The sequence below is a fragment of the Streptomyces sp. NPDC054796 genome (assembly GCF_053611545.1).
In genome coordinates this window covers 1-8,041 of the sequence record NZ_JBSHAO010000117.1, presented here as the reverse complement: position 1 = coordinate 8,041, position 8,041 = coordinate 1, and the positions used below count along the sequence as shown (strand labels likewise).

General features: G+C 70.5%; 7 protein-coding genes. 1 reads left to right on the top strand and 6 read right to left on the bottom strand.

The features are described from left to right. Window positions 1-101 precede the first annotated feature (101 nt). The 6 genes from ACWGJ2_RS39685 to ACWGJ2_RS39660 all read right to left on the bottom strand — a co-directional run bounded on the left by ACWGJ2_RS39685 (window position 102) and on the right by ACWGJ2_RS39660 (window position 6,287). Window positions 102-1,655, bottom strand: a complete 1,554-nt coding sequence (locus ACWGJ2_RS39685; RefSeq protein WP_453351274.1) for a beta-N-acetylhexosaminidase — start codon at window positions 1,653-1,655, stop codon at window positions 102-104. 57 nt (window positions 1,656-1,712) lie between these two features. Further along, window positions 1,713-2,603: a carbohydrate ABC transporter permease gene (locus ACWGJ2_RS39680; protein ID WP_453351273.1), complete on the bottom strand. Its 891-nt coding sequence runs from the start codon at window positions 2,601-2,603 to the stop codon at window positions 1,713-1,715. Then, window positions 2,600-3,628 (bottom strand): carbohydrate ABC transporter permease, encoded by a 1,029-nt coding sequence (locus ACWGJ2_RS39675; protein ID WP_453351275.1) that lies wholly within the window; start codon window positions 3,626-3,628, stop codon window positions 2,600-2,602. Before ACWGJ2_RS39675 ends, ACWGJ2_RS39680 begins: the two co-directional genes overlap by 4 nt. Window positions 3,629-3,642: 14 nt before the next feature. Beyond that, window positions 3,643-4,947: an extracellular solute-binding protein gene (locus ACWGJ2_RS39670; RefSeq protein ID WP_453351272.1), complete on the bottom strand. Its 1,305-nt coding sequence runs from the start codon at window positions 4,945-4,947 to the stop codon at window positions 3,643-3,645. Between the two features lie 270 nt (window positions 4,948-5,217). Continuing rightward, entirely contained in the window at window positions 5,218-5,523 is a 306-nt protein-coding gene (locus ACWGJ2_RS39665; RefSeq protein ID WP_453351271.1) for a DUF3039 domain-containing protein, read from the bottom strand. A gap of 11 nt (window positions 5,524-5,534) precedes the next feature. Beyond that, on the bottom strand, window positions 5,535-6,287 hold the full coding sequence (locus tag ACWGJ2_RS39660; RefSeq protein ID WP_453351270.1) for a YqgE/AlgH family protein: 753 nt from the start codon (window positions 6,285-6,287) through the stop codon (window positions 5,535-5,537). 265 nt (window positions 6,288-6,552) lie between these two features. Here ACWGJ2_RS39660 and murA point away from each other — a divergent pair, with 265 nt between their 5' ends. Continuing rightward, a complete protein-coding gene (murA, locus tag ACWGJ2_RS39655; RefSeq protein WP_453351269.1) occupies window positions 6,553-7,872 on the top strand; it encodes a UDP-N-acetylglucosamine 1-carboxyvinyltransferase in 1,320 nt (439 codons plus the stop codon). Window positions 7,873-8,041 lie beyond the last annotated feature (169 nt).

The window sequence follows — 8,041 nt, the reverse complement described above, 5'->3', positions numbered from 1 at the left end:
CGCCCGGCGCGCGCGGACGGGGGGAATCTTGTACGCAATTCGGGCACATGCTCCCCACGTTCCCAGGGGCGGCCCGGAGGGGGCCGCCCCTTCGGCGGGGCTCACACGATCGGGGGCGGCCCCTCGATCGGACGTCCGAGGATGCCGGGGCGCCGCTGCCAGGGCCTGGGCCCCGACGGCGGGCGGTAGTCGACGCCCAGCGCGTCGAGCCGCGCGTAGTGGCCCCCGGTCATGCGCCGCTCGAAGTCCGCGAAGTCCCGCTCGGCGGGCGCGGGGAGCGGCGACCAGGCGACCTCGGCCAGCGCGGCGAGGCGGGGGAAGACCTGGTAGTCGACGCGCTGCTGGTTCTCGGTGCACTCGGTCCACATGTTCGCCTGGGTGCCGAGCACGTGCCGCTCCTCGGCCGTGCCCGCCAGCTCGGGCGGCACGGGTTCAAAGTGGTAGACGTCGCGCAGGGTCCGTACGAAGCCGATCGGCACGGGCTCGTCGGCGCCGCCGTCCTGGCGGTGGTCGAAGTAGACCTGCTGCTCGGGGCACATGACCACGTCGTGTCCCGCCCGCGCGGCGGCGATCCCGCCGCGGTAGCCGCGCCAGGAGGAGACCGCCGTGCCCTCGGCCAGGGCGCCGCCCTCCAGGATCTCGTCCCAGCCGATGAGGCGCCGCCCGCGCTCGGCGAGCCATCCGGCGAAGTGCCCGGTGAACCAGGACTGGAGGGCCTCCTCGTCGGGCAGGCCGAGGTCCGCGACGCGCTTCTGCGCGGCGTCGGATTCACGCCACTGGCTCTTGGGGCACTCGTCGCCGCCCAGGTGCACATAGCGCGACGGGAAGATCTCCAGCAGCTCCTCCAGCACACCCTCGTAGAAGCGCAGGACGGTGTCGCTGGGGGCCAGCACGTTCGGGCTGACGCCCCATTCGGCCCACACCTCGAACGAGGTGGTGTCCACCACGTCGGTGTTGCCGAGTTCGGGGTAGGCGGAGATGGCCGCCTGGGAGTGCCCTGGGATGTCGATCTCGGGGACGACGGTGATGTGGCGTTCGGCCGCGTACGCGACGATCTCGCGCAGGTCCTCCTGCGTGTAGAAGCCGCCGTGCGGGCGCTCGTCCCAGATGTCGGAGGCCCGGTGGCCGACCTTCGTCCTGGCCCGCCAGGACGCCGTCTCGGTCAGCTTCGGGTAGCGCTTGATCTCGGGACGCCAGCCCTGGTCGTCGGTCAGGTGGAGGTGCAGCACGTTGAGTTTGTGCGCGGCGAGCAGGTCCAGGTAGCGCAGCACGCCCGCCTTGGGCATGAAGTGCCGGGCGACGTCGAGCATGAGGCCGCGCCAGTGGAAGCGGGGCGCGTCCTCGATGACGCAGTGGGGCAGCGGGCGCGCGGGGGCCGCTCCGGCGCCCTCGCGGGGCGCGCGGGTGGTGAGGCGGAACTCCTCGGGCCCGAGGAGCTGTTTGAGGGTCTGCCGCCCCCAGAAGACCCCGGCCTCGTCGCCGCCGGTCAGGGTGACGCCGTCACCGTCGACGGTGAGCCGGTACGCCTCGGGGCCCAGCGCGCTGTCGGTGCGGGTGCGCACCTCGCCGGGGCGGCCCTCGTACGGGTACGTGCCGCCCGGGTAGCGGGCGCTGCGGGGGGCCGGGAGCAGTGCGGGTTCGGCTGTTTCCGGCATGCGATCACCTTCGTCTCTCGGGGTGGTGTGGGGTGGTTCGGGGGCTCGGAGGGGACGTCAGTCCTTGACGGCGCCGCCGAGCCCCGAGACCAGCCTTCTGTGGACGAGTACGAAGAAGACCAGGACGGGAATCGTCATCACCGTGGAACCGGCCATGACGCCGCCCCAGTCGGGGGTCTCCGTGTCGAAGAAGACCAGCAGGGCCATGGGGAGGGTGGAGTTCTCGGTCGCGGAGATGATGAAGGACTTGGCGAAGAGGAAGTCGTTCCAGGTGGAGATGAAGGAGAACACGCTCGTCGCGACCAGTCCGGGAAAGACCAGCGGAAAGAGGATCTGCCACAGGAAGCGGGTCCTGCTGGCCCCGTCGATGAACGCCTGCTCCTCCAGGGATTCCGGGACCGCCTTCACGAAGCCGCGCAGCATCCACACCGCGAACGGCAGCGAGAAGGCGAGGTGCGGAAGGATCAGCGAGACCAGGGAATTGAGCGCGCCGAAGTCCCGCATCAGGAAGAACATCGGGATCGTCAGCGCCTCGACGGGCACCATCTGCGCGGCCAGGAACATGATGAGCAGCGTCGTACGGAACCGGAAGCGGAAACGGGTCACCGCGGTCGCCGCGAGGAACGCGATCAGCGCGGAGGCGAGCACCACCGTTCCGGCCACGAGAAGGCTGTTGAGGAAGTAGCGGCCGAAGTCCTGCTGCTCGAAGACCCGGCGGAAGGCGTCGAGCGACGGATTCAGAGTCCAGGGCACGGGGCGGTCGGACTGGATCTCTCCCGCGGGTTTGAAGGCGGAGAGCACCATCCAGTAGAGCGGAAAGGCGACGACGAGCGCGACGAGGAATGCGGCGCCCTCGGCCGCCAGCCGCCAGGGCTTGCGGACCCACCGACGGCCGGTTCTTCCCCTCGTTCCGCCGACGGCCGCAGGCAGCCGCTCCGTAGCGCTCACAGTTCCTCCCCCTTGCCCCGCAGCAGCCGGAGATGGACGAGCGTGACGGCCAGCAGAATCAGCAGCATCACCACTCCGATCGCCGAACCGAGGCTGTACTGGGAGGAGGCGAACGCCTTCTGGTACGCGTACACGTTGAGCACCAGATTCTGTTTCGCGACGCCTCCGCCGCCCGTCATCACATAGATCTGCGTGAACACCTTGAAGTCCCAGATGACCGACTGGATGGTCACTACCACGAGAAGGGGCCGCAGCATCGGCGCCATGATGCTGCGCCAGGTGCGCCAGACGCTCGACCCGTCCAGTGCGGCGGCCTCCAGAACCTCTTCCGGAATGGCCTTGATTCCCGCGTACATGGTCACCATGACCAGCGGAAAAGAGCACCAGACCACTTCGAAGAGCACGAGCGCGAAGGCGCTCATCCGGCCGTACGTCCAGGAGAAGTCCCCCAGGCCCAGCACCCGGTTGACGGGGCCGAAGTCGGGGTCGAAGAGAAACACCCACACCGTCGATCCGGTGATGGCCGGAGTGGCCCACGCGCCGAGCGCCGCGAGCATCAGCGTCAGTCTCGGCACGGCCCGTATCCGCGTGAGCAGGACGGCGAGCGAGCAGCCCACGGCGAGGGTGCCCAGAACGCATGCGGCGGCGAACAGGACGGTCGCCAGCAGCACGTCCCAGAACTGCGGGTCACCGAACAGCTCCGCGTAATTCCCGAATCCCTGGAAGGACGTCGGCTTTCCGCCGCTGACCTGCGCCTGGGTGTATTCCAGGAACGAGATCAGGCCGAGCTGGTAAACGGGATAGACCAGCAGTCCGCCCAGCACCACGAGGGCCGGGGCGAGATAGAGCCAGGGGGTCCACCGTCCGCCGCGCGCGGCAGCGGCGGACGGGCGCGCGCGTGCGCCGTCGCGAGGACGCCCGTGCGTGCGCCGCCGCCCCTGCCCCGGCCCCGTCCCCGGGGGCGCCCCGCCGGGCCCGGCGGCAGGGCCGGCCCCCGCGCCCTTCCGGGGAAGGGCCGCGCCGATCACCTCGGAGCCGCTCACTTCGCGAACGCCTCGTCCATCTTCTTCGCGGCGCCCTCCGCCGCCTCGTCCACGGACTTACGGCCGCTGGCGACCTCCTGGAACATCGTGGGCAGCACGAGCCCGGCGTCGATCTCGCCCCAGGCGGGCGACACGGGCACGAACTTGGCCCCGGCGTCGAGGGTGCGCACGAACGGCTTCACGAAGGGCTCGTCCTCGGCCACCTGGGCCCGCGTGTCGGTGAACGTCGGCAGGAAGCCCATCGCGTCGAAGAGCCGCCGCTGGGTCTCCTTGCCCGCCAGTTCCTTCATCAGGTCCACGGCGAGGCTGCGGTGGTCGCTGCTCCTGAGCACGCCGACGTTGTTGCCTCCGGCGAACGCGGGCGCGATCTCGCCCTCGTCGGTGCCGGGGAGCGGGACGACGGCGTAGTCGCCCTTCACCTTCCCGTCCTCCATGGCCTGACGGTTGAAGTCGCCGCCGATGACCATCCCGGCCTTGCCCGCCGTGAACGCCTCGACGCTCTCGTTGCCGCCCATCTGCGCGCACTTGCCCGCCGGGCAGTTGTCGGCACCGAAGAGGCCGGTGTACGCCTCGATGCCCTTCTTGGCGTCCGCGCTGTCGATGGCGGCGCTGTAGCCGCCGTCGCCCTTCTCCGTGGCCAGTTCGCCGCCGTTGGCCCAGATGAAGGGCATCGCGCCGTAGGTGTAGGCGCCGCCGACGGCCAGCCCGTACAGCGAGGGACGCTCGGCGCGGATCTTCTTGGCGGTGCGCACGACCTCGTCGAGGGTCTTGGGCGCCTTGAGGCCGAGGTCGTCGAAGACGTCGGTGCGGTAGTAGAGGGCGCGTACGCCGACGAACAGGGGCGCGCCGTAGACCTTGCCGTCCACGGTGACGGACTCCTTGGCCGCCGGGTCCATGTCCCCGGCCGCCTTCCACTTCCCGATCTCGCCCGTGACGTCGGCGAGTCCGCCGTCCGCGACGTATCCGGCGGTGTCGGTGTTGCCGTACTCGATGAGGTCGGGCGCGGACTCGGGGTCGTTCAGCGCGCCCTTGATCTTCTCGGCGCGGCTGTCGATCGGGATGTACTGGACGTCGACCTCGACGCCCTCGTGCTGCTTCTCGAAGTCCTTGACGACCGCGTCGACCACCCGCTCCTTGGGCTTGTTGCCGACCTCGCGGAAGAGCCAGACGCGTAACGTCCCGCTCTTCTCGTCCTTCCCCGACCCGTCCCCCGACGTCGACGGAGCGCACCCCGCCACCGCCACCCCTGCCATGCCGAGTGCCACTGCGGACACGGCGAATCGTGCGAATCGTGCGGCCATTCTCACGGCGAGACCCCCAAGACTTGGGCGTTGCACCATACGCAACGCAAGTTTCGCTACGCACAACTTCGCAGGAGGCTACGAGCACCCACGTCGCGCGGCAATAGGTCTCGACCAATTCGCGTCCACGGCGTGCGCGAGACGAACCGGGCCGCACACACGACGGCGCGCCCCGCCCGCTCCCGTCGAACGGGAGGGGCGAGGCGCGCCGAGGAGCCTTACGCGGAGCCGCGGGGTGCGGGTGCGGGCGAGGAGGGGGGAGCGGGCGGGCTACTTCTTGCCGTCGCCCTTGCCGCCCTTACCGTCCTTGCCGTTCTTGTCCCCGCCTGCGCCCATGGTCTCGTAGATCTCCTTGCACATGGGACAGACCGGATACTTCTTGGGATCGCGCCCCGGTACCCAGACCTTGCCGCAGAGCGCGACGACGGGGGTCCCGTCCATCGCGCTCGCCATGATCTTGTCCTTCTGGACATAGTGGGCGAACCGCTCGTGGTCGCCGTCGCCGTGTGACGTCTGCGGGGTCGGTTCGACGAGTGTGCCGGTGCCCGCCCCGCGCTCGGGCTCAAGAGTGCTCATGCATACCAAGCCTAATTCAGAGACGGATCGTCCGGATACGTGGCCACCATGGCCAGTTCGCTGCGCTGACGCCTCAGCACGGAACGCCACAGCCCCTCGGGCGAGGGCGAGGAGACATCGCCGGGCTCCGACTCGACGACGTACCACGCGCCCTCGGACAGCTCGTTCTCCAACTGGCCGGGGCCCCAGCCCGCGTAACCGGCGAAGATGCGCAGCGAACCCAGCTCGGCCGCGAGCAGTTCGGGCGGCGCCTCCAGATCGACGAGGCCGATGGCGCCGTGCACCCGGCGCCAGCCGAGCGGCCCGTCGCCGCTCCCGGAGACGGCCTCCCCGCCGAGGGCGCCGTCCGCGTCCCCGTCCACGTCCGCGTCCCCGTCCCCGTCAGGGTCGAAATCGGGGTCGAAATCAGTGCCGGGGTCGGGGTCGGCGCCGGATCCGGCGTCGCGACGTGGGCCGGCGCCAGCTCTCCCCGCCGCCTCCACCCGGTCGGCATCACCGTGCCCGGCGGGCACGACGGCCACCCCGAGCGCCGCGTCCAGGGACACGGGCCCGCCCTGGAAGACGACGCCGGGCTCACCGGCGAGCGCGGCCCAGGGTTCGAGGATGTCGCCGACACCCACGGGCGTCGGACGGTTGAGGACCACTCCCAGCGACCCCTCCTCGTCGTGGTCGAGGAGGAGCACTACCGCGCGGTCGAAGTTCGGGTCGGCCAGCACCGGCGTGGCCACGAGCAGCCGCCCGGTGAGCGAGGACACCTCGGTCATGCGCCAATGATCCCCCACCCGCGGCGCCCGCGGGGACCCAACCGCCATATCCGCCCGGCCGCCGTACCCGCCCGGCCACTCGGCATCCGCCCCCCGGCAACTCGACGGCGCCCCTGCCCCGGTGACAGCACGCACACGCACGGGAACCGTGGGCGATATTGCGTATCCGTGACGCGCTCACGAGGATTCCGGCCTTACGTAAACGGACCCACGTCCCCTTACGATTACCTTTTGTCCCAACCCGTCTTCAGGAACGCGGAGATCCATGACCGACGACGTCCTGCTTGTCCACGGCGGCACCCCGCTGGAGGGCGAGATCCGTGTCCGTGGCGCGAAAAACCTCGTGCCGAAGGCCATGGTCGCCGCCCTCCTCGGCAGCAGCCCCAGCAGGCTGCGCAATGTGCCCGACATCCGCGACGTGCGCGTCGTACGTGGCCTGCTCCAGCTTCACGGCGTGACCGTACTCGCCGGGGACGAGCCCGGTGAGCTGGTGCTCGACCCCTCGCACGTCGAGAGCGCGAACGTCGCCGACATCGACGCGCACGCGGGCTCCTCGCGCATCCCGATCCTCTTCTGCGGCCCCCTGCTGCACCGTCTCGGCCACGCCTTCATCCCGGGTCTTGGCGGCTGCGACATCGGCGGGCGGCCCGTCGACTTCCACTTCGACGTGCTGCGGCAGTTCGGCGCGACGATCGAGAAGCGCGCCGACGGCCAGTATCTGGAGGCCCCGCAGCGGCTGCGGGGCACCAAGATCCGGCTGCCGTACCCGTCCGTCGGCTCGACCGAACAGGTGCTGCTCACGGCCGTGCTGGCCGAGGGTGTGACCGAGCTCTCCAACGCCGCCGTCGAGCCCGAGATCGAAGATCTCATCTGCGTCCTCCAGAAGATGGGCGCGATCATCTCGATGGACACGGACCGCACGATCCGCATCACCGGCGTCGACAAGCTCGGCGGCTACACCCACCGCGCCCTGCCCGACCGCCTGGAGGCGGCCTCCTGGGCGAGCGCGGCGCTGGCGACCGAGGGCAATGTGTTCGTCCACGGCGCGCAGCAGAAGTCGATGATGACCTTCCTCAACACGTTCCGCCGGGTCGGCGGCGCGTTCGAGATCCTCGACGAGGGCATCCGCTTCTGGCACCCGGGCGGCCCGCTGAAGTCCATCGCGCTGGAGACCGACGTCCACCCCGGCTTCCAGACCGACTGGCAGCAGCCGCTGGTCGTCGCGCTCACGCAGGCGACGGGGCTGTCGATCGTGCACGAGACGGTGTACGAGTCGCGCCTCGGCTTCACCTCGGCGCTCAACCAGATGGGCGCGCACATCCAGCTCTACCGCGAGTGCCTCGGCGGGTCCGCGTGCCGGTTCGGGCAGCGGAACTTCCTGCACTCCGCCGTGGTGTCGGGGCCGACGAAGCTCCAGGGCGCCGATCTGGTGATCCCGGACCTGCGGGGCGGGTTCTCGTACCTCATCGCGGCGCTGGCCGCGCAGGGGACGTCGCGGGTGCACGGGATCGATCTGATCAACCGTGGCTACGAGAACTTCATGGAGAAGCTCGCCGAACTCGGCGCCAAGGTCGAACGCCCCTGACGGGCCTCCGCCCCGACGCGTGCCGCCCGTCCCGCCCGTGCAGGTGGGGCGGGCGGCACGGCTTGGGAGCCCCCGCGCCGCGTGAGCGGGCCTCGTGGCCCACGGCCGCGTCCCGGCCGCATACAGGGCCGCGCGGAGTGCGCGAGGCCCGTGCGAGGGCCCTCAACGG